At 62.5% G+C, this 25,576-nt stretch carries 27 protein-coding genes; 12 read left to right on the top strand and 15 right to left on the bottom strand.

What is annotated here, in order from left to right; translation table 11 throughout:
• The first annotated feature begins 145 nt into the window (after positions 1 to 145).
• The 4 genes from OKW26_RS05330 (at position 146) to OKW26_RS05315 (ending at position 2,536) form a co-directional block, all read left to right on the top strand.
• Positions 146 to 916, top strand: coding sequence for a tetratricopeptide repeat protein (locus OKW26_RS05330; RefSeq protein ID WP_187610654.1), 771 nt, complete (start codon positions 146 to 148; stop codon positions 914 to 916).
• 20 nt (positions 917 to 936) lie between these two features.
• Positions 937 to 1,635 (top strand): hypothetical protein, encoded by a 699-nt coding sequence (locus OKW26_RS05325; RefSeq protein ID WP_429352909.1) that lies wholly within the window; start codon positions 937 to 939, stop codon positions 1,633 to 1,635.
• 86 nt (positions 1,636 to 1,721) lie between these two features.
• Complete coding sequence (locus tag OKW26_RS05320) at positions 1,722 to 1,877, top strand: hypothetical protein (RefSeq protein WP_167368682.1); 156 nt, start codon at positions 1,722 to 1,724, stop codon at positions 1,875 to 1,877.
• A 269-nt stretch (positions 1,878 to 2,146) separates the two neighbouring features.
• Positions 2,147 to 2,536, top strand: coding sequence for a YunG family protein (locus OKW26_RS05315; protein WP_429352908.1), 390 nt, complete (start codon positions 2,147 to 2,149; stop codon positions 2,534 to 2,536).
• Between the two features lie 62 nt (positions 2,537 to 2,598).
• Here OKW26_RS05315 and OKW26_RS05310 read toward each other — a convergent pair whose 3' ends face one another.
• The 6 genes from OKW26_RS05310 to ehuA form a co-directional block, all read right to left on the bottom strand.
• Complete coding sequence (locus OKW26_RS05310) at positions 2,599 to 3,948, bottom strand: MFS transporter (protein WP_184061532.1); 1,350 nt, start codon at positions 3,946 to 3,948, stop codon at positions 2,599 to 2,601.
• 209 nt (positions 3,949 to 4,157) lie between these two features.
• Positions 4,158 to 4,931, bottom strand: a complete 774-nt coding sequence (eutA, locus tag OKW26_RS05305; protein WP_429352907.1) for an ectoine utilization protein EutA — start codon at positions 4,929 to 4,931, stop codon at positions 4,158 to 4,160.
• A gap of 3 nt (positions 4,932 to 4,934) precedes the next feature.
• Positions 4,935 to 5,594: an ectoine/hydroxyectoine ABC transporter permease subunit EhuD gene (gene ehuD / locus OKW26_RS05300; RefSeq protein WP_184061530.1), complete on the bottom strand. Its 660-nt coding sequence runs from the start codon at positions 5,592 to 5,594 to the stop codon at positions 4,935 to 4,937.
• Positions 5,595 to 5,598: 4 nt separating this feature from the next.
• Complete coding sequence (gene ehuC / locus OKW26_RS05295) at positions 5,599 to 6,258, bottom strand: ectoine/hydroxyectoine ABC transporter permease subunit EhuC (protein WP_018423791.1); 660 nt, start codon at positions 6,256 to 6,258, stop codon at positions 5,599 to 5,601.
• Positions 6,259 to 6,332: 74 nt separating this feature from the next.
• A complete protein-coding gene (gene ehuB / locus OKW26_RS05290) occupies positions 6,333 to 7,175 on the bottom strand; it encodes an ectoine/hydroxyectoine ABC transporter substrate-binding protein EhuB (RefSeq protein WP_429352906.1) in 843 nt (280 codons plus the stop codon).
• An 83-nt stretch (positions 7,176 to 7,258) separates the two neighbouring features.
• Positions 7,259 to 8,164 (bottom strand): ectoine/hydroxyectoine ABC transporter ATP-binding protein EhuA, encoded by a 906-nt coding sequence (gene ehuA, locus OKW26_RS05285; RefSeq protein ID WP_429354178.1) that lies wholly within the window; start codon positions 8,162 to 8,164, stop codon positions 7,259 to 7,261.
• A 288-nt stretch (positions 8,165 to 8,452) separates the two neighbouring features.
• On the opposite strand from ehuA, the gene doeA reads away from it, so the two are divergent.
• From doeA to OKW26_RS05250, 7 genes are all read left to right on the top strand, one after another.
• Positions 8,453 to 9,673 carry an ectoine hydrolase DoeA gene (gene doeA / locus OKW26_RS05280; RefSeq protein ID WP_184061528.1) on the top strand — a complete coding sequence of 407 codons (1,221 nt, stop codon included), beginning with the start codon at positions 8,453 to 8,455 and terminating at the stop codon, positions 9,671 to 9,673.
• A 65-nt stretch (positions 9,674 to 9,738) separates the two neighbouring features.
• Entirely contained in the window at positions 9,739 to 10,830 is a 1,092-nt protein-coding gene (locus tag OKW26_RS05275) for an alcohol dehydrogenase family protein (RefSeq protein ID WP_429352905.1), read from the top strand.
• Positions 10,831 to 11,247: 417 nt separating this feature from the next.
• Positions 11,248 to 12,597, top strand: a complete 1,350-nt coding sequence (locus tag OKW26_RS05270) for an IS4 family transposase (protein WP_429352904.1) — start codon at positions 11,248 to 11,250, stop codon at positions 12,595 to 12,597.
• A gap of 33 nt (positions 12,598 to 12,630) precedes the next feature.
• Positions 12,631 to 13,065 (top strand): type VI secretion system tube protein TssD, encoded by a 435-nt coding sequence (gene tssD / locus OKW26_RS05265; RefSeq protein ID WP_429354177.1) that lies wholly within the window; start codon positions 12,631 to 12,633, stop codon positions 13,063 to 13,065.
• Between the two features lie 12 nt (positions 13,066 to 13,077).
• Positions 13,078 to 13,596, top strand: coding sequence for a DUF2778 domain-containing protein (locus OKW26_RS05260; protein ID WP_429352903.1), 519 nt, complete (start codon positions 13,078 to 13,080; stop codon positions 13,594 to 13,596).
• Entirely contained in the window at positions 13,577 to 13,858 is a 282-nt protein-coding gene (locus OKW26_RS05255) for a hypothetical protein (RefSeq protein WP_429352902.1), read from the top strand. The genes OKW26_RS05260 and OKW26_RS05255 overlap by 20 nt, the downstream gene beginning before the upstream one ends.
• A 21-nt stretch (positions 13,859 to 13,879) precedes the next feature.
• Positions 13,880 to 14,155: a hypothetical protein gene (locus OKW26_RS05250; RefSeq protein WP_429352901.1), complete on the top strand. Its 276-nt coding sequence runs from the start codon at positions 13,880 to 13,882 to the stop codon at positions 14,153 to 14,155.
• 37 nt (positions 14,156 to 14,192) lie between these two features.
• Here the strand turns inward: OKW26_RS05250 and OKW26_RS05245 are convergent, their stop codons facing one another.
• The 7 genes from OKW26_RS05245 to OKW26_RS05215 form a co-directional block, all read right to left on the bottom strand.
• Positions 14,193 to 15,590 (bottom strand): aspartate aminotransferase family protein, encoded by a 1,398-nt coding sequence (locus tag OKW26_RS05245; protein ID WP_429352900.1) that lies wholly within the window; start codon positions 15,588 to 15,590, stop codon positions 14,193 to 14,195.
• Positions 15,591 to 15,634: 44 nt separating this feature from the next.
• Positions 15,635 to 17,158, bottom strand: a complete 1,524-nt coding sequence (locus OKW26_RS05240) for an NAD-dependent succinate-semialdehyde dehydrogenase (RefSeq protein WP_429352899.1) — start codon at positions 17,156 to 17,158, stop codon at positions 15,635 to 15,637.
• A 166-nt stretch (positions 17,159 to 17,324) separates the two neighbouring features.
• Positions 17,325 to 17,816, bottom strand: a complete 492-nt coding sequence (locus OKW26_RS05235; protein ID WP_429352898.1) for an Lrp/AsnC family transcriptional regulator — start codon at positions 17,814 to 17,816, stop codon at positions 17,325 to 17,327.
• Entirely contained in the window at positions 17,816 to 18,862 is a 1,047-nt protein-coding gene (gene doeB / locus OKW26_RS05230; RefSeq protein WP_429352897.1) for a N(2)-acetyl-L-2,4-diaminobutanoate deacetylase DoeB, read from the bottom strand. Before doeB ends, OKW26_RS05235 begins: the two co-directional genes overlap by 1 nt.
• A gap of 53 nt (positions 18,863 to 18,915) precedes the next feature.
• Positions 18,916 to 19,920, bottom strand: coding sequence for a cyclodeaminase (locus OKW26_RS05225; RefSeq protein ID WP_429352896.1), 1,005 nt, complete (start codon positions 19,918 to 19,920; stop codon positions 18,916 to 18,918).
• Entirely contained in the window at positions 19,917 to 20,948 is a 1,032-nt protein-coding gene (gene eutB, locus OKW26_RS05220; RefSeq protein WP_429352895.1) for a hydroxyectoine utilization dehydratase EutB, read from the bottom strand. Before eutB ends, OKW26_RS05225 begins: the two co-directional genes overlap by 4 nt.
• A 181-nt stretch (positions 20,949 to 21,129) precedes the next feature.
• Complete coding sequence (locus OKW26_RS05215; protein ID WP_429352894.1) at positions 21,130 to 22,527, bottom strand: PLP-dependent aminotransferase family protein; 1,398 nt, start codon at positions 22,525 to 22,527, stop codon at positions 21,130 to 21,132.
• Positions 22,528 to 22,931: 404 nt separating this feature from the next.
• On the opposite strand from OKW26_RS05215, the gene OKW26_RS05210 reads away from it, so the two are divergent.
• Complete coding sequence (locus tag OKW26_RS05210) at positions 22,932 to 24,347, top strand: PQQ-dependent sugar dehydrogenase (RefSeq protein ID WP_429352893.1); 1,416 nt, start codon at positions 22,932 to 22,934, stop codon at positions 24,345 to 24,347.
• 20 nt (positions 24,348 to 24,367) lie between these two features.
• Here OKW26_RS05210 and OKW26_RS05205 read toward each other — a convergent pair whose 3' ends face one another.
• Together OKW26_RS05205 and OKW26_RS05200 are read right to left on the bottom strand one after the other, a co-directional pair.
• Positions 24,368 to 24,904, bottom strand: a complete 537-nt coding sequence (locus OKW26_RS05205; protein ID WP_429352892.1) for a chromate transporter — start codon at positions 24,902 to 24,904, stop codon at positions 24,368 to 24,370.
• 44 nt (positions 24,905 to 24,948) lie between these two features.
• Positions 24,949 to 25,575: a chromate transporter gene (locus tag OKW26_RS05200; RefSeq protein ID WP_429352891.1), complete on the bottom strand. Its 627-nt coding sequence runs from the start codon at positions 25,573 to 25,575 to the stop codon at positions 24,949 to 24,951.
• Between the last annotated feature and the right edge of the window lies 1 nt (position 25,576).

Genomic DNA, 25,576 nt, shown 5'->3' with positions numbered 1-25,576 from the left:
CGTCTCGTCATTGCCACCGGCGTGATCGTCGTGGCGTTGTCGCTTCTATTCGCGTATCTGCGGGTCGGTTCGCTGCATTAGGGCCCGGTTACGCCAATGACGGGCTCGCGGCGCGCTTTTCCTCATGCTCGAAGGTTGAATCGATATGCCCTACTTTTTTGGAATTGGTCTTCACGTTTTCATCGCGATCTTTTTCGCCGTCCACGCGATGCGCAATAACCAGGGCATCTACTGGCTATTCATTCTGTTTGCTTTTCCGCTGCTCGGCAGCATCGTGTACTTCTTCGCGATCTATCTGCCGGATCTGCGCCACTCGCGCGGCGCGCGGGTGGCCACGCAGGCGATCACGCAATTCGTCGATCCGAATCGCGCGCTGCGTGAAGCGCGCGCCGATTTCGACCGCGCGCCGACCGTGCAGCATCGGATGCGGCTCGGCGAGGCCTTGCTCGCGGCCGGCAATCCGCGCGAAGCGCTCGAACATTTCCAGACCGCGGCGAACGGCCCATTTGCAAACGATCCTGCGCTGCTGCTCGGTCTCGCGCGCTCGCAGTTCGCGCTCGGCGACTACACGGCCGCGGATGCGACGTTGGCGGATCTGTTCTCGGTCAATCCGCGGGCACGCAACCAGGGCGAGCCGGCGCTGCTGAACGCGCGCACGCTGGCCGCGCGGAATGCGCCGGGCGCACGCGCGGCATTCGAACAGGCGCTGACCTGCGCGACCGACGTCGCGCCGCGCTGCCTGTTCGCCGACTGGCTCGCCGCGCAACCGGAAGATGCGGACCGCCGCCGCGCCGGCGCGCTCTATGCGGAAATCGTGCAGGACGCCAAACATTGGCCGCGCCACGCGCGCGAGCATAATCGCGAGTGGCTGCAGCGGGCGCAGGCCGCGTTGGCGGCCGGCGCGGCTCGAGCGTGAGCAAGCCGAGGAGAACTTCGATGCGACGCACGATCCGGTCTTTTGCTTCGGCGCCGTACGCGGCGATTGCGGCGATGGCTTTCGGTGCCGCCTGCGCTTCGACTTCCGCGCAGGCCGCTGGCATGGAGAAACCGTTCGAATGGCCCGCGTCGTTCGTCGTGCTCGGCGATGGCTATCCGCACTCGGGCGATGCATGCCGGCGGCTCGGCGAGTCGGCCGCGACCGTGAACTATCTCGACCATATGGCGATGCTGGTCGGCTGTCCGGGCTCGCGCGACAGCGCCGCCGTGCGCGCGATCGTCGGGCATCGGCGGCACGCGCGTGTGGTCGGCGAAGCGGAAGGCGTGACGCTGATTTCGATTTCGACTGAAAGCGCTCAGGCCGGCTCGCAGAACGACCACGGGCCCGTGAAGGAATCGCCTATCAGCGCGAGCGGCACGTTGCCGTGCGAGCGCGGCAACGGACAGACCAAAACGATGTGCAAGTTCGGCGTCGTGCATCACGGCGATCGATCGACTACGGTCGTGGTCTACTGGCCCGATGGCGCCACGCGGGCGATTTTCTTCGGCGTCAACGGCCGGGTAGTCGGCACGGCCGCGTCCGCGAGCGATCGGCCGATGCCCGGCGACACGCTGACGCGCAAGCATGCCGGCATCAATCTGATTTCAGTTGGCAATGAGCGCTACGAAGTCGAGGACACGGTTCTGTCCGGCGGTTGAATTGCGTTGAAGCACATCGGCGCAAGCCATCCGCGGTCGAACGCCTGATTCGACGCGCGCCACGTTCATTTCTATCCCCAGTAACGATGACGCTGACGGCACCTGCGGGATCGAACAACGCGCAGGTATTCATCGATCCGCCGACGTCGAGCAGCGCAGGCGTGCGCTCGCAGCAGGCCGCGTATCTGAGCGCGACGCACTACTGCCCGAGCCTCGCGATCCTGAGCGGCGCGAAGTCGTAAGCACGGTCAGCGCGACGCAGTTATCGATGATTCGTTGACGCGTCGCGCAATCGAAGGCACACTCGCTCGCTATGCAAGCCCTCACGTACCGCCCGACTGCAAAGCATCGTCATGCGCATGCCCGCGTGGGACTGCCTGTGGGGACTCGCATACGCATACGCCGCTAGACATCATTCGCAGCGACATGCGCCAGAAAGCCCCGCCGGCAACGACGGGGCTTTTTTTGTTTTCCACGACCTTTTCCGCTCATCGAACGAAGGATTGCCGCCATGACACAGGAAGCACAGACGCCTGCCGTATCGAAGATCTTTGCGACGCCCATCGATCTATACCGCGTCCTTGCACGCGTATGGGCCGGCGATACGTCGAGCCCCACGCACGCGTGGTCGTCGACGAATCCCGGGCAGAATCATTGCAGCGTTACGTCTCTGATCATGCAGGACTATTTCGGCGGCGAGATTCTGACGACGCGTACGTCGGGGGGCACGCACTTCTACAACCTGATCGACGGCAGCAGATGGGATCTGACGGTCAGCCAGTTTGCCGAACCGATTCCATTCGACGATACGCGTTCGAGTCGTGAGGCGGCGTTCGCTGATACGTCGCGGGAGAAATACGAACTGCTGAAGTCGAGGCTCGCGCAAAGCCAGCTGAAATAAACGCTCAATCAAACGCGCGTGGCCAAACTGCATCGATACGCGGTTGGCCACGCCATGTCACTTCAAACAATCACTTCCTGCTTCCCCGGAATGCCTTGCCCGCGCAACGAACACCCGCGCGTTTCAGGCACGTAGATCAACGCAATCGCCCCCACGACGCACGCGGCCATCATGTAATAAGCGGGCACCAGCGCATTGCCCGTATGCGCGACCAGCCATTCGTTCGCCATCGGCGCCGTGCCGCCGAAAATCGACGTCGACACGTTATACGCAATCGCCATCCCCGCGTAACGGACCTGGGTCGGAAACATCGCGGGGAACATCGCCGAGATGCTGGCCAGTTGCGGCACGTACAACAGCCCGAGCACCGCAAAGCCGATGAACGCGCCCGCCACGCCGAGCTTCATCAGCAGGAACATCGGAATCGCCGCGACGAACAGGCCTATCAGCGAAAACCACCAGACGTTCTTGCGTCCCACGCGATCCGAGAACGTGCCCGCGAACGGCAGAAACACCATCATCGCGAGCATGCCGATCAGCGGCACGAGCAGGGACATGTTGTCGCTCATGCCGAGCTGCTTCTGCATGAAAGTCGGCATATAGGCGAGCAGCACGTAGTTGACGACATTCAAAGCAACCACGAGTCCGCCGAGTTGGATCAGCGGTTTCCAATAGTCGCGCAGCAATGCCTTCAGCGTGACGCAGCTATGCTGCTCCTTGTGCATCGTTTGTTCGAGCTCGCGAAAAACCGGCGTGTCTTCGAGCCTGGAGCGCAGATAGAAACCGATCAGGCCGAGCGGCGCCGCAATCAGAAACGGCAGACGCCATCCCCACGCATGCATTGCCGTGTTGCCGAGCACGACGGAGCAACCGAGCATCAGAAACGCGCCGAGCGAGAAGCCCGACAGCGTCGCGAATTCGAGGAAGCTGCCACAAAAGCCGCGCTTATTGTCCGGCGCGTACTCGGCCATGAAAGTCGCCGCGCCGCCATATTCGCCGCCCGTCGAAAAGCCCTGGATCATCCGCAGAACGACGAGGATAACCGGTGCCCACCAGCCGATGCTCGCGTAAGTCGGCACGAGTCCGACCAGCAGCGTTGCGACCGACATCAGGATGATCGTCAACGCGAGTACGTGCTTGCGGCCGAGGCGATCGCCGAGCGGCCCCCAGAACAGGCCGCCAAGCGGACGCACGAGAAACGAAATGGCGAACGTCGCGAGCGCGAACAACGTGGCCTGCGCGGTGCTGCCGGGAAACAACGCGGCCGAAATATAGCTCAGGCCGTAGGCGTAAATACCGTAGTCGAACCACTCGGTTGCGTTTCCGAGTGCCGACGCCGCGATTGCGCGTCGCAGCAAGCTGCGCGCCTGCGGTTGCGCGCTCTGCGCGGTCCATGAATGTACGTAGTGCATGTCTTCTCCTGGGATGTTTCTATGCGACACAGGCAACGTCGCCCGAATCCACGATACCGGCGACCCGCGCCTGCAACGATGTTCTAGGACGATGCAGGCATCGGGGTTTTCCATAAAGCCCGCAACGGATGCGGTAATCCGTACGCGTGCGTCGGCGACGCGTCGCGCGCGTTCGGGAAAAACAACATGATTGGCGTCGCGCAGTGCTCTCAGCGCATCAGCAACGGCAGCGTCATCAAATGACCCTGCTGTGGCCTCGCCTCGTTCTCGCCGCAAAGGCGCAAACACATCCACGCGGTCGCGAGGTTGCTGCTCACTACCGGCTTGCCGATGGCGGCTTCGATTCGCGCGATGATCGGCGCAGCTCTCACCGCAGTGCACGAAATAAACAGCGCATCGGAGTCGGGCGCTGTCGCGTCGCGCGCGAAGGCGACGATATCGTCGTGCGAAATCCGTGCCATCTCCCGGTCGTCGGTCAGACCCAGGCATGAGAAGCGGTCGATCGCAAAGCCTTGCGCGGCAAAGTACTCGAACATCGGCCGACTGGTTTCGGCGGTGTACGGCGTCAGCACGCTGATACGCCGCGCGTCCAGCGTGCTCAGCGCAGTGACCGCGGCAGCGGTCGGGGTGACGACTTTGGCCGATGGCTTCGCCGCATGAATGGCGCGCTCGATCTGCGCATCGCCGATCATCACGGATGCCGACGTGCACGAATACATCACGACGTCGAGCGTTTCGTCGGGCAGGATCAGCGCCGCGCCCGCGCTCAGCGATGGCTGCATCGCGCGCAGATTGTCGGGCGTCACCGGGTTCGCATACGGCACGCGATTCACATAGATGCCGATACGCTCGTTTGCGACGAGTGCCGCGAAGTCCGGCTCGGTCGTGTGATCGGTTGCGAGAATCAGGAGGCCGATACGTTTGTCGAAAGCGCGTTCGATCAGATGCGGCGCGCGCTCGAACTGTCGAATAGTTATTTGCATCGTTCAATGCCCCGGAGCCGGAAAACGCTTTTCAAGGAGTCGCACACCGGCCACCGCGATCAGGCTGATGATCAGGAACAGCACGCCGACAAGCGTCATCGGTTCCAGATAGCGGTAATCCGTATTCGCGATGATCTTTGCCTGATTCATCAATTCGAGGACCGTGATCGCCGACAGTAACGGCGTCTCCTTGAACATGGAGATCAGATAATTGGCGAGCGCGGGCACCATCGGCGGCACCGCTTCGGGCAGGATCACGTGCTGCCACGTTTGCGCGGGACTCAGGTTGCAGGCCTTTGCTGCTTCCCATTGCCCGCGCGGAATGTTTTCGATGCCGGCGCGATAAACCTCGGCCGCATACGTCGCGTAATGCACGCCGATTGCGAGCACACCGGCTGCGAGCGCCGGCATCCGTATGCCGATGTCGGGCAGCACGTAGAACACGAAGTACAACTGCACGAGCAGCGGCGTGCCGCGAATAAAACTCGCGATCGCCGACGTGGCGCGCGACACCGCGCGATTCGGCGCCAGCCGCAAAATGGCAATCGCCATGCCGACCACGGCCGCCACCACCGCGCCTAGCAAAGTGGCGAGCACGGTGATCTCCAAACCTTGCAGCAGGGTCGGCAGAATCTCGCGCACGAAGCTCCAGTCCCATTCCATTCGTCTATCTCCTGATGCGGTCGAGACCGAAACTCATCCGGCTTTCCAGCTTGCGCATGCCGAACGAGATCAGACAGGCCATGGCGAAGTACAGCGCGAGAATCGTCGCGAACGGGATCAACGTATTGCCGGTTTGCGAGCGCACCACCTGCGCCTGGAACGTCATGTCGCCGAGCGAGATCAGCGACACGACGGCCGTGCCCTTCAGCAGCTCGATCGCGTTGTTGCCGAACGTGGGCAGCATCAGCGGCAAGGCCTGTGGCAAGATCACGTGCCGCATGCGCTGATAGCGGGAAAGATTCAGCGCAATGCAGGCGCTGCGCTGCTCGTGGCCGATCGCGGCGACCGCGCCGCGCACCACTTCAGCGCCATACGCGCCGACGTTCAAACCGAGCGCGAGCACGCCGGCCTGCAGCGGCGTCAGCGTGAGGCCGGCCATCGGCAACACGAAATACGCCCAGAACAGCTGCACGAATATCGAGGTGCCGCGAAAAAACTCGATATACGACGTGGCCAATGCCCGCACCACGAAGAAACGCGACAGGCGCCCGAGTCCAGCGACGAATGCCATCACGAGCGCGAGGACCGCGCCCATCAGCGTCAGTTCGACGGTCGTCTGCGCTCCCTGCAGAATCAGCTGCAAATAGCCGGACCAGTGGTTCATCGACGCACCTCGCGCACAATGTGTCATGGGCCATGCGCGCTATCGCGTTGCGCGCATGGCGTCTTATCGCGGACTCAGTTCTTCGCCGCGCACAGTTTCTCGCGGCTCGTCGACATTGCCGCCTTCGCCGAGAAGCCATAGGGCTCGACGATCTTCGCGAACTCGCCGGACTCCTTCATCTTCTTCAGCTCGACGTCGAATGCATCGCGCAGCGCGGTGTCCTGCTTGCGGAACGCGACGCCGTCGCACTGCACCGGCGTGTTCTGCACCGGCGCGATCGATTCGAGGTTCGGGTCTTTCGCCTTTGAGAGCAGATCGGTGATCGACAGCAGCGGCAACGCGAATATGTCGATGCGGCCGTCCTGCAGCATCTTCAGACCGCTTTGCCCGTCCGGCACGATGATCACGCGATCGGTCGGAATGTTCGCGGCGGTCGCGAGCTTCTGTTCGGTCGTGCCGCCTTCCACACCGAGCACCGCCTTCGGATCTTTCGCGATTTCCTCGTAGGTCTTGATGCTCTTCGTGTTGCCTTTCTTGACCGCGAACGCTTCGACCGCGCACAGCACCGGCTGCGAATAGGCGACAGCCGCGCAACGCTGCGGCGTCATGAACAGCCCCGCCGCTATCGCGTCATGCCGCCCGGCCGCGAGGCCCGGAATCATCGCGCCATACTCGGAGACCGACGCGACGACGTCGTTGACGCCGAGCTTCTTGAACACCGCGCGCGCGACATCAGGCGCCGCGCCCGTCACCTTGCCGTCGGCGCCGACTGCGGTGAAAGGCGGTTCGTTCGCGATCGCGATCCGCGCGAAGCCTTGCTGGCGCAGCTGCGTGAGCTTGTCGTCGGCGGCATGTGCGAGGCTCGCGAGCGTCAGCAGCGACAACCCTCCCGCAATCAGAATCCCCTTTAGCTTCATGATTTTTGGCTCCTAAGGCGTAGTGGTATGGCGTAGTAGTGAGTGACGTGCAGCGTGGGAAAAGCAATCTCTTACGGCTCTGCTCAGATTCGATGTCCCGCGGCGAGGATCTTGCGCAGGAACGTCTGAGTCCGCTCGTGCGTCGGATGCGTGAAGATGTCTTCGGGCTTACCTTCCTCGACGATCCTGCCGCGATCGAAGAACAGCACGCGGTCGGCGAAGTCGTGCGCGAAGCCCATTTCGTGCGTGACGAGCAGCATCGTCATATCGGTCTCACGCGCGAGCCGCTGCATCACGTTCAGGACTTCCTCGACGAGTTCAGGGTCGAGCGCGGACGTCACCTCGTCGAACAGCATGATCCGCGGTGCGAGCGCGAGCGCCCGCGCGATCGCCACGCGCTGTTTCTGCCCGCCCGACAGTTGCGCCGGACGGCTCTTCGCCTTATCGGCCATGCCGACCATGTCGAGCAGTTCGAGCGCGCGCCTCTGCGCCGACTCACGGCTCTCGCCCTTCGTCAGCATCGGCGCGAGCGTCACGTTGTCGAGCACGCTCTTGTGCGGAAACAGATTGAAGTGCTGAAACACCATGCCGATCTTCTCGCGCATCTTTTGCAGATGCCGTTCGTTCGCGGGCACTATCTGGCCGCCGCGCGGCATATGGAACAGCTGTTCGCCGTCCACTTCGATATGACCGCCGTCGATCGTTTCCAGCGTCATCAGGATGCGCAGGATCGTCGTCTTGCCCGATCCCGACGGACCGATCAGTGCGAGCTTCTCGCCGGGCATCACGTCGAGCGACAGTTCGTCGAGCACGGTCAGCGCGCCATATCGTTTCGTGATCCGGTCGAGCCGGATCAATGGCTTGCTCGCCGGGCTTTCGTCTCGGCGCGCCGGTGTGCTTGCGGAGGCGACCGCGCGCTCCTCGGAGGAAAGACTTGCCGGGGCGATGCCTGAAGCGCTCAACAGATCGGTGACTCGCGCGGTGTTCATATCGATTCGATCCCGTTCGTCGTACATGTAGTGCGAACCAGAATACGCAGCCATATTTGCGATCCAGATTGCTCTAGAACAATTCTTTTTACGCGCGGACAAGGGCGGCGCAGCGTGCACTGCAACAAACATCCAGCGTCCGTCGACAACGTCACGAACATTGAACTAGCACATTCAGCGGCGTTTTTTCGCGGCATTAGACTGCGGCGAGAGATACCCGTGGACGCCCCGTTCACTTGCACCGGGCGCCACTTTCCGCAACGACGTCACGCTCAGAGAGAGGGGAAGATGTCAGATACGACGCAACACGAATCGCGAATCGCGGCGCCCGTCGTGCGCCTGCCGTTCGAACGCGACGAATACGCCGCGCGTCTCGCGAAAACGCGCAAGGCCATGCAGGCGGCCGGCATCGAACTATTGATCGTGTCGGACCCGACCAATATGGCCTGGCTCACCGGCTACGACGGCTGGTCGTTTTACGTGCATCAGTGCGTGCTGCTCGCGCTGGATGGCGAGCCGGTCTGGTTCGGCCGCGGTCAGGACGCGAACGGTGCCAAGCGCACCGTCTTCATGCAGCACGATCAGATCGTCGGCTATCCGGATCATTACGTGCAATCCACCGCGCGTCATCCGATGGACTACCTCGCGCGCGACGTGATCGCCGCACGCGGCTGGGCCAACGCGAAGATCGGCGTCGAAATGGACAACTACTATTTCAGCGCCGCCGCTTATCGCTCGCTCGTCGCGCATTTGCCGGACTCGAAATGGCAGGACGCAACCGGCCTCGTCAACTGGCAACGCGCGGTCAAATCCGCGCGCGAGATCGAGTACATGCGCGTGGCCGCGCGCATCGTCGAGAAGATGCACGCGCACATCGTCGAGCGAATCGAGCCGGGCATGCGCAAGAACGACCTCGTCGCGGAGATCTACTCGGCAGGCATTACCGGCATCGACGGTTATGGCGGCGACTATCCGGCGATCGTGCCGCTGCTGCCGACCGGCGCCGACGCGGCCGCCCCGCATTTGACCTGGGACGACACGCCGTTCGCGAAGGACGCCGGCACGTTCTTCGAAATTGCCGGCTGCTTCAAGCGTTATCACTGCCCGCAGTCGCGCACCGTCTACCTCGGCAAGCCGCCGAAGCATTTCATCGAGGGCGAGCGTGCGGTGGTCGAAGGGATCGAGGCCGGGCTCGCCGCGGCGAAGCCCGGCAATACCTGCGAGGACATCGCCAATGCGTTTTTCGCGGTGCTGCATAAATACGGCATCGAGAAGAACAGCCGCTGCGGCTATCCGATCGGCGCGAGCTATCCGCCGGACTGGGGCGAGCGCACGATGAGCCTGCGCCCTGGGGACAAGACGGTCCTCGAACCCGGCATGACGTTTCATTTCATGCCGGGCCTGTGGCTCGACGACTGGGGCCTCGAAATCACCGAGAGCATTCTGATTACGCGGACCGGCGTCGAGACCTTTTGCAGGACGCCACGCAAGCTGTTCGTCAAACCGTGATTGCGCGGGCGTCGTGCCCGCGTGAACTCGCTAAGCACGACGCCCGTTTCAACGAAAGGGGAAACATGCTTCCGAAAACGATGAAGGCCGTCGTGCTGACCGCGCACGGTGGCCTCGACAAACTGGTCTATCGCGACGACGTGCCGGTTCCCTCGTGCGCGGCTGGCGAGGTACTGATCGACGTCACCGCATGCGGTCTCAACAATACCGACGTGTGGGTCCGCCAGGGCGCCTACGGCACCGACGACGATCCGCAAGCGGTGTCGACGTGGCGACGCGGCCGCTCGACGCTGACGTTTCCGCGCATTCAGGGCGCGGATATCGTCGGACGCGTGGTCGCGGTGGGTCGCGGCGTCAGCGACGCGCGTATCGGCGAGCGCGTGATCGTCGACGCGTCGATCTACAACCGCGACGACGACAGCCTCGCCGATATCGACTACATCGGCCACGGCGGCGACGGCGGCTACGCCGAATACACGGCCGTGCCCGCGGAAAACGCGCATCGGGTCGACTCCAGCTATTCCGACGCCGAACTTGCCACGTTCTGGTGCGCTTATCACACCGGCGAGCAAATGATCGAACGCGCGGCCGTCAAGCACGGCGAAACGGTGCTGATTACCGGCGCGTCCGGCGGCGTCGGCTCGGCCATCATCCAGCTATGCCGCGCGCGCGGCGCGATTCCGTATGCGGTGGTCAGCAAGGGTAAGGAAGAGGCCGTGATAGCGCTCGGCGCGCAAGGGGTGATGCTGCGCGATAGTAGCGATTTCGTCGCGGACGTCGAACGGATGACCGAGGGGCGGGCCGTCGATGTAGTCGCCGATCTTGTCGGCGGGGCGCTGTTCGGCAAGCTGCTGAACGTACTGCGGCCCGAGGGGCGATATACGACCGCGGGCGCGATCGCAGGTCCGGTCGTGCAGCTCGATCTGCGCACGATGTATCTGAAGCAGTTGCAGTTGAATGGATCGTCGCAGGGCACGCGCGGTGCGTTCAAACGCGTGCTCGACTATATTCAGAACGGGACGATCCGGCCGGTTCTGGCGGCGACTTATCCGTTGTCGAAGTTTCATGATGCGCAGACGCGGTTCATGGAAAAGCGCTTTGTTGGCAATATCGTTGTGATTCCGGATCGGCATTATGGCGACTCGGTCGCACGCTGACGCTCGATGCAATAAAGCCGCCGGCCGCTGCAATTAATCCTCGACGGCGAACCAGGCACACTGCGAGCCCGCCCTTCAAGGCGGGCTTTTTTTTTGCGCCTAGCGATCGTTAATTGTTGTCAATTTACATTTTTCTTTGCCTTGAATCACTGTCCGGTCGTCCATCATTAGGGGCAGCGTAGCGAAGGCGCCGCTCAGACAAGGTGCGCCTTTCCCGAAAATCACCGCTGCTTTCAATCAAAGGAGCATTTACTCAGCATGGGCATCCCCGCACATATGTGGCTAAAGGCATCGTCTTATACACAAGTCTGCCCTCCGCACCGTAGGCCGGAACAAACCGTCGTCGAGCAATGAGATCGACCGGGGCTTGTAAACTTTCGGCGCGTCGCGTTTACTCTTGCTTTTTGCGTGAACGCCTTGGCCCTGGAAGCACCGTGCTGGACGGAAACCGAATTTGCTGGGCTCGACCTTGGCGACGCGCGCTTGAACAAGCGAGCAAGGACATTGATGGAACGATTGGCGGCCAAGCCGACGGCTGGCGTGCCGCAGGCGTGTCGGGGCTGGGGCGAGACGATGGCGGCGTACCGCTTCTTCGACAACGGCGAGGTCCAGTGGAGTGCGATTCTGGAGCCGCACTGGCGGCAGACCGAGCAACGAATGGCCGCCCAGTCGGTCGTGTTGTGCCTGCAGGACACCACGGAACTGGATTTCAACGGCCGGCAGGCCGCGGGCCTTGGGCCACTGTCTTACGAGATGCAGCGCGGAATGTATTTGCATCCGACCTATGCGGTGACACCTGAGCGGGTGCCGCTGGGTGTACTCGACGCGTGGATGTGGGCGCGTGAGCCCAAGGACGCGCAGGGCAAGCGCGGCGGGCTCAAGGAAAGCCTGCGCTGGATCGAGGGTTACGAGCGGGTAGCGGAAACGGCATCGAGCCTGCCGCACACGCGACTGGTGTACGTCGCCGATCGCGAGGCAGACATGCTCGCGCTGATGGTGCGGGCGCAGGAGTTGGGCACGCCGGCGGATTGGCTGATTCGCTCGACCCACGACCGCTCGCTGCCCGAGGGAGCTAAGCTTTGGACGGCGACGACAGAAGGCGCACCGCTCGGCGAGATTGCCTTCACGATGGGCTCGCGTCACGGCGTGAAGGCGCGCCAGGTGCGCCAGCACGTATGGTTGCGGCGCATCGAACTGCCGGCAGGCGTTGGTCAAAGCGTAGCGGCCACGTGTCTGGTGGCGCGTGAGTTTGATGCACCAGACGGCGTCAAGCCGATCGAATGGCGCTTGCTGACCAACCGCGAAGCCAGGACGCTGCAGGAAGCGATTGAACTGATCGACTGGTATCGGGCGCGCTGGGAAATCGAGATCTTGTTCAACGTGCTGAAGAACGGTTGCCGAGTCGAGGCGCTGCAACTGGGCGCGATCGAACGGCTCGAACGCGCGCTGGCGCTGTTTCTGGTCGTGGCTTGGCGAATCGTCCATCTGATGCACATGGGCCGCAGTTGCCCCGATCTGGATGCCGAACTGTTCTTCGATGTCGATGAAATTCGCGGCGCGTATTTGCTGACCGACGTCAAGCAGCCGGCCAAGCCCAAGCTCAACGAGGTGCTGCGCTTGATCGCGCGCTTGGGCGGATTCCTCGGCCGCAAGGGCGATGGCGAACCCGGCGCGAAAGCTATTTGGCTGGGACTCAAAGAGGTTCATATCGCTGCCAAGACATTGCAGAAGTTACGTGTCGGCGGTCACGCTGGAAATTGTGTATAAGCCGATGGGCTAAAGGATGATGGCGGTGCAGATATCAAGGGTTCGTCAACCGTTCAGGATCGGGAAGGAAGAATTGAACTCATCAGTTTCGGTCACGGCGTTAACCTGCCGGTCGATAACGCCAACGGGAGAATTACCGGCGCACGCACTCCCCGGTTTCGTTTGAAAAAGAGTTTGATGCAGCAACGCCCTATCTTTACAAGGCCGTGGCGAAGGGGCAAACGCCTGACGTCTGCGGAGATCAAGTGGTATCGCATCAACGATGCAGGAAAAGAAGAAGTCTATTTTGCGATGACGCTCGAAGGCGGGAAAGTGTGCGGCATCAGCCCCGGCATGGCCAATACCAAGCTGGCGCAGGCGTCCTCACTCAATCACGTTGAATCGGTCTCCATGATGTATGACCGTATCACGTGGCATTACCTTGATGGCAACATCAAATACACAGACTCGTGGAATGAGCGCGAATAAGGGGCTTGAAAAATGGCTTATATGGGAAAGTTTTTAGTGAATAACGAACCTCTGTCACCGCTGACCATTTTCGGGATTGGAACATTCAACGCCTTTTCTGGTAATGACCAATACCTGAATCGGGGCGGATGCACGGCGGTGCCGAATAGCGGCCCGATACCTGCCGGAAAATACTGGATCGTAGACCGGCCCACGGGCGGCATCGGCTCTCGGCTTTACGGGCAGGCGAAAGACAGCCTGAATACAATCGTCGGCCGTCCGTCCCATCACGAAGAGTGGTTCGCGTTGTACCGGGATGATGGCAGCGTTGACGACATAACCTGGGTTAATGGAATTAAGCGCGGGCAGTTCCGGTTGCATCCGGCAGGCGGCCGCGGTATTTCACTTGGCTGCATCACACTGCCGAGCTATCGCGATTTCATGAGAATCCGAAACGCGCTTCTGCATACTGTCACCATCCCCGCGCGCAGTTCGGGCCTGCGGGCATACGGAACTATTGAGGTCATCACGTATGGCAACACTTGTCCGTAGACTTTTCAAGGTCGTGCTGTTTTGCGGCCTGTTCCGTCTTTTCCTGCCTTACGTTCACACGTACCCCATACCGATGCCCAGAAGCCAGGAGCTTGCATGGCTACATATGGCCAACCGGCTTGGTATCCGCGATCCCGATGACCTATTTTTCGCGGTGACGGTCGCGATGAATCTTATCGCGGCGACTCTAGCTTACGTGGCGATCATGAAGCTATGGCGGCACTATCGACGAACAAGGCGCACAGTGAGAGATAACGAATGACAGTCATCGAGGTCATCACGTATGGCAACGCTTGTCCGTAGACTATTCAAGGTCGCGCTGTTCATTGGGTTGTGTTTTATATCAGCTCGTTATATCCCACTATCCAATGAGTGGACAGAAGGCGAAGCGCATGCATGGTGGCGTGTTTCGGATTGGCTCGGTACTCGCGATCCCGAGGATTTGTATTTCGTGGTGTGGATGACTATTGAATTGATCGTGGCAGCGCTTGCCTATGTGGCCATCATGAAGCTATGGCGCCACTACCGCACGAAGCAAATAAAAACCCCGACCGCATGACAAGACAGCAGCCGGGGCTCTCCTTCACCTCACTTGATCAAAGCGAAGCAGCCGGCGCAAACACCTGCGACGCCACCTCATCCACCGCCTCGCGCGTCAGCTTCACGATCTCGTCCACGTCGCCGCGCGACGTCACCAGCGGCGGCGCAAAGCCGAGAATGTCGCCGTGCGGCATCGCCCGCGCGATCAGTCCGCGCTGCATCGCGGCAGCCGACACACGCGGCCCGACCTTCAGCGCCGCATCGAACGGCGTGCGGACATCCTTGTCGGCCATGAACTCCAGCGCGGCCAGCATGCCCACGCCGCGCACTTCGCCGACGAGCGGATGCGAGTCGAACGCCGCATGCAATTGCTCCAGCAGATAAGCGCCGGTTTGCGCCGCATTCTGCATGAGGCTCTCGCGTTCGAGAATCTCGAGGTTGGCGAGCGCCGCCGCCGCGCAGATCGGATGGCCCGAATAGGTCCAGCCATGCCCCAACGCACCCGATTCCTGCGATGCCTTATCGATCACGTCCCATACGCCTTCGCTGACGATCACGCCGGACAGCGGCGCGTAAGCACTCGTCAAACCCTTGGCGACAGTGATCAGATCGGGTTGAATGCCGTAGTGCTGTGCACCCATCTTCGAGCCGAGCCGGCCGAAACCGCACACCACTTCGTCGCAGATCAACAGGATGTCGTGCTTCTTCAGCACCTGCTGGATCGCGGGCCAGTAACCGGCCGGCGGCGGTACGATGCCGCCCGTGCCCATCACCGGTTCGCCGATGAAGGCCGCGATCGTCTCGGCGCCTTCGCGCGCGATCAGTTTTTCGAGTTCGTCGACGCAGTACGCGACGAACTGCGTTTCATTCATACCGGCCGGCGCGCGACGATACCAGTGCGGACACACGGTATGCTTGACGCGTTCGATCGGCAGATCGAAGAACTGGTGGAAGCTCGGCAATCCCGTGAGACTGCCGGTGACGATGCCCGAGCCGTGATAGCCGCGCTCGCGCGAAATGATCTTCTTCTTGTTCGGGCGGCCCTTCACATTGTTGTAGTACCAGACGAGCTTGATCTGCGTTTCGTTCGCGTCCGAACCGGACATGCCGTAGTACACCTTCTTCATGCCCTGCGGCGACCAGTCGATGATGCGCGACGACAGCTCGATGATCGTATCGGTCGAGTGGCCGACATACGTGTGGTAATACGCGAGCTTCTTCGCCTGCTCGTAAATCGCTTCGGCCACTTCGGTGCGGCCGTAGCCGATGTTCACGCAATAAAGGCCGGCAAATGCATCGATAAAAGTCTTGCCTTGATGGTCCTCGATGCGGATACCTTTCGCGCCGGTCACGATCCGGCCCGGCAGCGCGCCGCTCGCGTGATCGTGCGCGTGCGTCGACGGATGCATGAAGTGCGCGCGATCGGCGCTCAGCAGTTGATCGAATTGAGTCATGGGTCGCTCCTTCGTGTGATGTCTGGATGAATGAATCGGTAGGTTCAGGCCGTTGCGTCCGTCGCCATCGCATGTGCAGCGGCACGAGCGGGGGCGCTGTCGCTGACCGGCAAGCCAAGCTGGCCAAGGCAGAAATAACGTGTCTCGACGAACGGCTCGAAGCCTTCGACGCCGCCTTCGCGTCCAAGCCCCGACGACTTGATGCCGCCGAACGGAATCGGTGCGCCGGTGAACTTCGCGCCGTTGATGGACACCATCGCGAAGTCGAGTCGGCGGATCAGTTGAAACACGGTGTTCAGATCTTTCGCGCACACGTAGGCGGCGAGTCCATACTCGGTGTCGTTCGCGCGTTCGACCACTTCGTCGAGCGAATCGAACGGCGTGACCGCCGAGATCGGCGCGAAATTTTCTTCGTCGTAAATGCGCATGCCGGGCGCCGCATCCGCGACCACGGTCGGCTCGAAGAACCAGCCGCCGCGCTCGTGCGCCGCACCGCCTACCGTGACGCGCGCACCCTTCTCACGCGCGTCGGCGACGCGCTGCACGGTCGTGTCGAACGCGGCCTGGTGCATCAGCGGGCCGACGTCCACGTTCGGGTCGAATGCGCCGCCCACTTTCAACGCCTTCACGGCATCGCTATATCGCGCGACGAACGCTTCATACAACGAACGCGCGACGAAGATCCGGTTTGCCGCGCAGCAGTCCTGGCCCGAGGTCTGGAACTTCGCCGCGACCGCGACGCGCACGGCCTGCTCGAAGTCCGCATCTTCGGTCACGATGAAAGGCGCGTTGCCGCCCAGTTCGAGCGCGGTCTTCTTGATGCCTGCCCGTGCGGCCGTTTGCATCACTAGCGCGCCGACACGCGTCGAGCCGGTGAAGCTGACCGAGCGCACGCGGCTATCTGAAACCAGCGTTTCCATCGCCATTTGCGGCTCGCCGAGCACGACGTTGAACACGCCGGCCGGAAAGCCCGCTTCTTCGGCGAGTTGCGCGAGCGCGAGCGCGGAGAACGGCGTCTCGTGTGCGGGCTTCGCAACCACCGTGCAACCGGCGGCGAGCGCGGCGGCGGCCTTGCGGGTGAGCATCGCGCACGGGAAATTCCACGGCGTGATCAGCGCGGCCACGCCGACCGGCTCGATGATCGTGCCCAGATGAGCGCCATCGATATGCGTCGGAATCGTGCGCCCATTCAGGCGCCGCACCTCATGCGCGAACCATTCGACGAAGCTCGCGCCATACGCAATTTCGCCGCGCGCTTCAGCAAGCGGCTTGCCCTGTTCGAGCGACAGAATCGCGGCGAGATCCTGCTGATGACGCAGAATCAGCTCATGCCAGCGCAACAGCAGCGCCGAACGTTTGGCGACCGGCACCCAGCGCCACGTGTCGAACGCGCGCTGCGCGGCATCGACCGCCGCGGTGATCTGCGCCGCGTCGAGCATCGGCACATGGCCGAGCACTTCCTGATTCGCGGGATTCTGCACCGCGACGCTCGCGGCGCTCGCGCTATGAACCCAGCGTCCATCCACGTAGCACAGCGATTTGAATAAGACCGGATGACCCAGCAACATGACGACCTCCTCTGTGCGATGTCTGCTATCACTGTAGGTCCGGCGGCACTGCGGTTTTTTTTGTTGTCGCTTCTCGAAGACTACGTTTTTTCTGCAATTCGCCGCATGGTTATCGTTTTTTCGGGTGGGGCTTTTCGTCGTACGTCGACCGCAAGTAGCGCGCCACTCAGCCGTTCTCGCCAATCGATTGTTCCGCCCATTCGGGCAAGCCTTCGGCCCCGCTTTTCACCACCTTCGTGACGATATAGGTGAAGTACTTTTCGATGCCCAATTCGTCGGTCAGCAACGTATCGATGAAGCGCTGATAGTGGTCGATATCGCGCGACAACACCTGCATCACATAGTCGACACCGCCACCCGTCGCGAGGCATTGCACGACTTCGGGCGCGGCCGCGATGCGCTCCTCGAAGCGCCGCATGTCCGGCGCGGTATGACGCGCGAGCGTGACCTCGACCACCACGCGGCTGCCTTTGAACGCGCGCACCCAATCGATATCCGCGCGATACCCGCGAATCACGCCCTCTTCTTCGAGGCGCTTCACGCGCTCCCATGCCGGCGAAATCGACAGATTGATTTCTTCGGCGAGGCGCGACTTCGTGATGCGTCCATCGCGCGCGAGAATGCGCAAAATCGCGAGATCGTAGCGGTCGAATTTCATCACGCGTTCAGACGCGTTACCGGTATGCCTCGTTCGAGCACGTCGGCGACCACCGCAACCGTGTCGCCAATCCGCACGAGCCCCGGAAAATGCCGCGCGGCCAGCATGCCGCCGCGTCGCGCGCGATATTCGATCGGCGCGGCGCCGGTGCGCTTCGCGTCGTAGATCCGCGCGATCACCTCGCCGCCGTCGACCATGTCGCCGAGGTCCTTGCACAGTTCGAGCAGGCCGTCGTGCTCGCTCGTCGTGTAGCAGGTGCCGTCGGGCATATCGAGCAGCGTCGTCGTGCGCGGCGCGCTCGCGCTCGAGTGACCCATTGCTTCGTCTTGCCTGATGATTCCCGCATGCTGCAGAAAGCCGCGCACGCCACGCTCCGTAATCGCCACGCTGTGCACGGTCGCCGTGCCACCACCCCCGAGTTCGGTCGACACGAACACCTTGCCCGCTTCCTCGACGGCCGTGTCGTAAAGGCCGACGCTGTCGAGTTCGAGCATCCGCATCGAGTACGGCGCGCCGAATGCGCGCATCGCTGCCTCGCAGCGCGCCTGCTGCGTCGTGTCGGGCAGCACGTGAATCGCGGCGAACGGCACGAAGTCGAGCGTGCGGCCACCCGCGTGCAGATCGAGCACATAGTCGGCGAGCGGCAGCAGATAGCGCTGAAAATAATCGGCGATCTTCTCGGTCACGGTGCCGTCCGGCTTGCCCGGAAAGCTGCGATTCAGATTGCCGTGATCGATCGGCGACGTGCGCGTGCCCGCGCGAAACGCCGGAAAATTCATGAACGGCACGATGATCACGCGCCCGCGTACGTCACTCGCCTTCAACGTGGCGGCGAGCTTCGACAGCGCAATCGGCCCTTCGTATTCGTCACCGTGATTGCCGCCCGTTAGCAGCGCGGTCGGTCCCTCGCCGTTGCGGATCACGGTGATGGGGATCATCTCCGCGCCCCATGCGGAGACGTCGTGCGAATGAGGCAGCTTCAGGAAACCATGCTGTTCGCCGTCGGCGTTGAAATCGACCGTCGGTTGAATCGGGGATGCCCGCATCTGTGCTACTCCTTCGTGAGCCGCTTGCGCGGCGTATTGCCGTTCATCGCGCGTCATTTAGGCGGCGCGTCGTTGCCAAATGTCGTTCCCGCCTTCGCGGCACGCGCGCGCTGCAATGCGAGCGCGGCGATAGCGGTGTCCTGCGCGCCGGTTCCGGTCAGATCGCAGATCGTCACGTCGGCGTCGCTCGTGCGGCCCGCGGCCTGTTTCGCGATCACCTGGCCCAATTCGACGATCGCCGCATCGTCACGCATCGTGCCCGCGGCGAGCGCGTGATGCAGTTCGCCGAGCACGCGCGTTTGCTGCGCGCGGTCGCACACGTAGCGCGCCGCCGCCAGCGCGGCCGGCGCGATTTCGTTCTTGTGCTCGGCGTCCGAGCCCATCGCGGTGATGTGCAGGCCCGGATGCAGATCGGCGGCGTCGATCAGCGGCGTGCGGCTCGGCGTGGTGGTCATCGCGACGTCCGCTTCGGCGAGCGCGTCATGAACGCTGGCCGCGACATCACATCGCACGCCGAGCGTGTCGTTCACTTCCGCGGAGAAACGCAGCGCGCTCGCCGCGTCGCGCGCCCAGACGCGTATGTGTTCGACGCGGCGCACCAGCATCAAGGCCCGCAGTTGCAGACGCGCCTGCTCGCCCGCGCCGATCACTGCGACCTGCGGCGTGTGCGCTTTCGCGAGCCAGCGCGCCGCGACCGCGCCGGCGGCCGCCGTGCGTATCGCGGTCAGATAGCCGTTGTCGAGCAGCACCGCTTCGGTCAGTCCGGTCTTCGCCGATAACACCAGCATCAGACCATTCAGGCTCGGCAGACCGAGCGACGGGTTGTCGAAGAAGCCTGGACTGACCTTGATCGCGAAGCTGTCGAGGCGCGGCAGCCACGCGGTCTTCACGTCGACTTCGCCGTTATGCGCGGGCAGATCGAGCCGCAGGATCGGCGGCATCGCGACCGCCTCGGTCGCGAGCGCGACAAAGGCGGCTTCGATCTGATCGATGGCCGCGAGATCGAGCGGCACGAGTTTGCGAAGCTCGGCTTCGCCAAGGAGCGTGATCGAGGTCATGATGGGGTGTGTGAGTTCGGTGACGGCGCGGCTTGCGAGGATTCGTTGCCGATGATCCGCCGATGCAGATTCATATCGATGTTCGCGCCCGTCACGACGAGCACGAGCGGCCCGCGCGCGATGCGTTCAGCGGGCAGCGCGCGATCGAGCACCGCGGCAATCCCCACCGCCGCCGCGCCTTCGACGACGAGCCGTTCCTGCCGATACGCATGCGCGATGCCGCGCGCGATCGACGCCTCGTCGAGCAGCACGGTCTCGTCGATCAGATCGCGCGTCAGCGCATACGTATAGCGGTTTTCGAGTCCGATGCCACCGCCGAGCGAATCGGCGAGCGTGTCGACTTCCTCGACCAGCACCGGCCGTCCGGCCGCGAGACTCGCATGCATCGCGGCGCCGCGCGCCATCGTGACGCCTGTCAAGCCAATCGTAGGATTGGTGCTTTTCGCCGCGAGCGCGATGCCGGCAAACAGCCCGCCGCCCGACAACGGCACCACGATGTTCGCGACATCGGGCAAGGCCTCGACGATTTCGAGCCCGATCGTGCCCTGTCCGGCGATCACGCGCGGATCGTCGAATGGCGGCACGTACGCATAGCCTTCTTCACGCGCGAGCCGCAATGCTTCGTGCTCGGCCTCGTCCTGACTTTGGCCGGTAATGCGCACGTGCGCGCCGAGCGCCCGTACCGCGTCGACCTTGTTGGCGGGCACGAGGCGCGACAGACACACGGTCGCGTCCATACCGAGCGCGCGCGCCGCATGCGCGAGCGCGCGGCCATGATTACCGGTCGATGCGGTCACCACGCGAGTGCAGCCCTGCTCGGCCAACTGCGCGAGCGCATTGGTCGCGCCGCGCAGCTTGAAGCTGCCGGTCGGCTGCACGGTTTCGAGCTTCAGATAAACCGGCGTGCCCGCGTGCGCCGACAGGCTCGGCGATTCGACGAGCGGCGTACGGCATACGCGACCGTCGATACGGCTGCGCGCGCGGTAAATGTCGGCTAACGAAAGATTGGCTAACGATGGAACGGACATGCACTAGGCCCTGCATCAAAGAGGTCGATTCGCTATTCGATGCGGGCACGGCTATCGCAGATAAACGCAGTGACTCGCGACCGCATCGCTTTCCATGCAGCCCAGTCTAGTGTTCTAAAAAAGGATTTTTATTGTCCTAGTTCATTTCGGTCAGCGTTACGCAATTCGCGCACCGGCGCGATCAGGTGAAATCGTGCACCTGCGGGTACTGCTCGAACACGTCGCGCATCGTTTCGAGCGCGGCTTTATAGGCGTCTTCGCTGACCTCGGCGCCGACGCAAACCCGCACCGCGTTGGGCCGGTCGGCGTCGCGCACGAGAAACGGATCGGGCGACGTGACTGCGATGTCGCGGTTGCGCAGTTCGCGCACCAGCCGATCGGTGCGCCAGTGATCGGGCACCCGCAGCCACGCCGATAGCGCCTGCGGATGCGCGCCCAGCACATATTTACCGAGCGTCTGCTGCAATTGCGACTGACGCCGCCCGAGCCGCTCGCGCTGAATTTCGACGAGCCGCGCGGCCGTGCCGTCGACAACCCAGCGCGTGGCGACCTCGGCCATCGGCGGCGTCGCCATCCAACTGCTCACGCGCAGCACGCTCTCGGCGCGCAGCGCGAGCCGGCGCGGCGTCGTCATATAACCGATGCGCAAGCCGGCCATCACCGACTTCGTAAAACTCGTGCAGTAGAACGAAAGATCCGGAATCAGGCTCGAAATGGGCGTGGAATGTTTGGCCGGCAACGGCCCGTACACGTCGTCCTCGATCACGTATACGCCATAACGTTCGGCGATTTTCGCAATCGCGCGACGCCGTGAATCGGGCATCAACGCGACGGTCGGATTGTTCAGCGTCGGTGTGCAGACGAGCGCCGAGATGCGCTCGCTGTCGCACATCTCCTCGAAATGCTCGGGGTGAATGCCGTACTCGTCGATCTCGAGGCCCTTCAGCGTGAAGCCGAGCACGTTGGCCGAACCTATCACGCCGTGATCCGTCAGGCTTTCGCACAGCACGGTGTCGCCCGGCCCCACCAGCGAAGCGAGCGCGAGAAAAATGCCGTGGGCGGCGCCGTTCGTGACGAGCAGCGTATCGGCCGAAGCCGGCATGCCGAGCGACGCGAGCCATGCAATACCCGCCTGGCGATGATGCTCGAAGCCCGCGATCGGCCGGAACGCGCGAATCCACGGCTGATCGTCGAGCGTCGACAGCGTCGCGCAGACCTTGCGCCACATCGCGTCATGCTCGGACGTGTGAATGATGCGCGCGATCGAAAAGTCGACCACCGAACGCTCGGCCGTATCGAGCATGTAGCTCGACATCGTTTCGGTGACGCGCGCCGCGACGAAGCTGCCGCGCCCGACCTCGCAGCGGATCAGGCCTTGCCGCTCCAGTTCCTTGTACGCGTTGGTCACGGTCTGCACGCTGATCGCGAGTTCGGCGGCGACGTCGCGTTGCGGCGGCAGGCGCGCGCCCGGCGGCAGCGTCGTGTTCTCGATGTCGCCGGCAATCGCCTTGACCAGCCGCTTGTATTTCGATTCCACGCCGTGCACCGCGCGCACGGCCTCGCGCCACTGCTCGATCACCGCTGCTCCTATGTCGTGGTGGATGCTGGCTCCGTGAGGAGTCGGCGTCGTCTCGCTTGATCTCCCATAGTGCGGCAGAAACGGGGGAGGAAATTAATGTCCTAGGGCATTTAACGCGAAAAAATGTGGGGCAGGATCTCGCCAAGCGGCGCCATCCAAGGATGACGGTTGAACGAGGCCACCTATTCCAGCGTCGCCAGTTCAACATGGAAAACGCGTGAGTGGACGTTATGCGGCTTGCGTGAGGTGGCGTGCGGCGGCAGAGAATTGGCCACCATTCGCGGGTACGAGTCCTATCATTCAACCATTCACAATTCGCGAATCGCGATGCACATACAGCAGTCAATGCTCCGGTCGTACGTCTGCAGGTGTTTTTGTATTCAACTCGCGAACAGGAGGATAAGGTGTCGCCCCGTGTTTTCTGGCGGGCAACTCAGACCCGCGTGATCGTCATACTGGCAGCGCTGCTGGGGTTGGCATGTTTCGCCGATCCGGCGCACGCCAATCCTCCCAGCAACCCTGGTGTACCGACCTCCGTCGCCATTGGGCAATCGGTCATATGTCAGCCCGTCTCCACGACCAGGCCGCAGCCAGTGCTTCCAAAGGGATTTACAGAGCGGATTTTATACAGCGGTTGTCTCAATCAGCCGACGGCAATCAGTTTCAACGCAAGCCAGACCAGGGTCTTCATCGCCGAAAAAGGCGGCAGGGTTTGGAATTGCGACCTGGCGACGCCTACCTGTACGTTGATTGCCGACCTCAGCAATGAAGTCTGCAACGATGTCGACCGGGGACTTCTCGGGATTGCGGTCGATCCTCGGAACGACGGCAAAATTTACGTGCTTTACACGACGCCTCCAGCTACAGGCGCCTGTAGCGGAAACGTTCTGACTCACGGCCAGCTTTCGCTGCTGACAACGGCGGGAGCGGGCACGACCGAAACGAAGATCCTCCCTCCCGCAGGGTCAGGCAATCAAACGTGGTGTTTTTTCTACACGTCTCACAGTATTGGCGGACTAGTCTTCGGAGTTGACAACAGAACGCTGTACGTTAGCGCTGGCGAGGGCGCGAGCTTCGATCAGGTGGACTACGGACAGTTGGATACTGCGTGCGGCGATGGCACGAATCTGCCGCAGGGCGCGTTTCGCAGTCAAGGCGTGTCTCCCTATAGCGACGGCGCTGTTCTCCGGATCACGAACCCGGGTTCGACAACTCAAAGCGTTGCCCTGGTTGCGCAAGGCTTACGCAATCCGTTCCGGTTCGCCCGCCTGCCTGGTAGTACGGACGAGCTGTATATCGGCAATGTGGGCTGGAACAGTTGGGAGGCAATCGATCATGTCACTGTCGACGGCCAAGACTTCGGCTGGCCGTGCTACGAAGGATGGAGCCCTGGCGCCAACTTCGCTGCGGCTCCCGAGCCCGACTATCAAAACACGGGCTACTGCGGAAAGTTCGTGGGTGCCACGGCGCCGTTTTATGCGTACGCTCACACGAGCTACATTTCACCCGATGACAGTCGCGGAAGAACCTGCGGCGGCAAGCGGAACGGCGGAGGGCCGGACCAGAACGGCAGTGTCATCTCTGCGATCGGGTTTACCGACGATACGAGCACAACCTACCCTGCTCAATTCAAAAACGCACTGTACTTTGGTGATCTTCTGCGGCAATGCATCTGGACCATGCAACCTCCGAACAATGTGCCCCAGACTTTCGCAAGGGGTCTGCAGGGAGGACCGGTGGATCTGAAGGCGGGCCAGAATGGCGACCTGTTCTACGTGGATCTCGTGACCAGTACGATCAGGCGAATTACACACAACTAGGAAGAAGTACCGGTGGCGCGCTACAGCAACCCCGCAAAATGCGCCACCACAAACACAACCGCGCCGCCCGCGATCAGCACCAACGCATTGATACGCGTCGTCATCACGAGCACGGTCGCGATGGCCGCGGTGAGCCACGCAATCCACCCGCCTTCGAGCTCCTTGAGCAGCACATAGACGGCCGCGAGAATCAACCCGGCAGCCACCGGCCGCAACCCGGCCTGCAACGCATTCAGCCAGCGCGCGCCTTCGTGCCGGTTCCATACGTGCACGACGCCATACATCAGAAACGCAGTCGGCCCAAATAGCGCGACGGTCGCGACGAGCGCGCCACCGAGTCCGCCGACCTGATAGCCAATCAGCGTCGCGAGCAGCGAGCCAGGACCGGGCGCGAGCCGCGCGATCGCGAAGTCGCTGAGAAATTGCGCATGGGTCATCCAGTGATGCACGTCGACGACCTGGCGCTGCACTTCGGGGATGATCCCTTGCCCGCCACCGACGGTGACGATCGACAGCGGCGCGAACACCGAAAACAGGGCGATAAGAATTCTGAGCACGGCAGAAGCTTTTGTGGAGTTTGACTTGCGGCGATAAAAGCCGATCAGGGCTGGCGCGCCTCGCGCACGTATTCATAGCCGACGCTCAACGCGCCGGCGATCAGCACGGTCCACACCAGCGACACGCGAAACACCGCGGCGGCCGCGAACGTCGCGAGCAGCACCAGATACGGAAACACGCGGCGCGGCAGCCGGCGTGCGGCGGTGATCGCCATCGACAGCGACAGCCCGATCGCGCCGGCCGCGGCGCCAGCGAGCGCGATATGCGTGAGCGGAAACGATGCGATCGCCGAGAAGAACGCGCCGAGCAGAATGATCACGACGGCCGCCGGAAAGATGATGCCGCAGAATCCCGCAACAGCGCCGCGCCAGCCGAGCAGCCGGTAGCCGATCCAGATTGCCAGATTCTTCACGTTGACACCGGGCAGCGCCTGCGACAACGCGAGGCCGTTGAGAAATTCGTCCTCGCTCATCCAGTGGCGGTCGTGCACGAACTCGCGCATGAACCAGCCGCTCAGTCCGCCGCCGAAACTCGTCAGACCGATGCGGGCGAAGATCAGAAAGAGGCCGAGCGAAGTCACTTCGCGCGGCGGTGGTGCGTGGTGTGGCGCGTCGTCTTCGGGTGTCGATACCGGGTCGCTGACGTCTTGCCCGTGGATGCCTTTGCCCAAT

The sequence above is a fragment of the Paraburkholderia sp. 32 genome, from assembly GCF_050435345.1.
Taxonomy (GTDB): domain Bacteria; phylum Pseudomonadota; class Gammaproteobacteria; order Burkholderiales; family Burkholderiaceae; genus Paraburkholderia; species Paraburkholderia tuberum.
The sequence above is the reverse complement of the archived record's forward strand: the minus strand, read 5'-3'. Positions and strand labels throughout refer to the sequence as shown.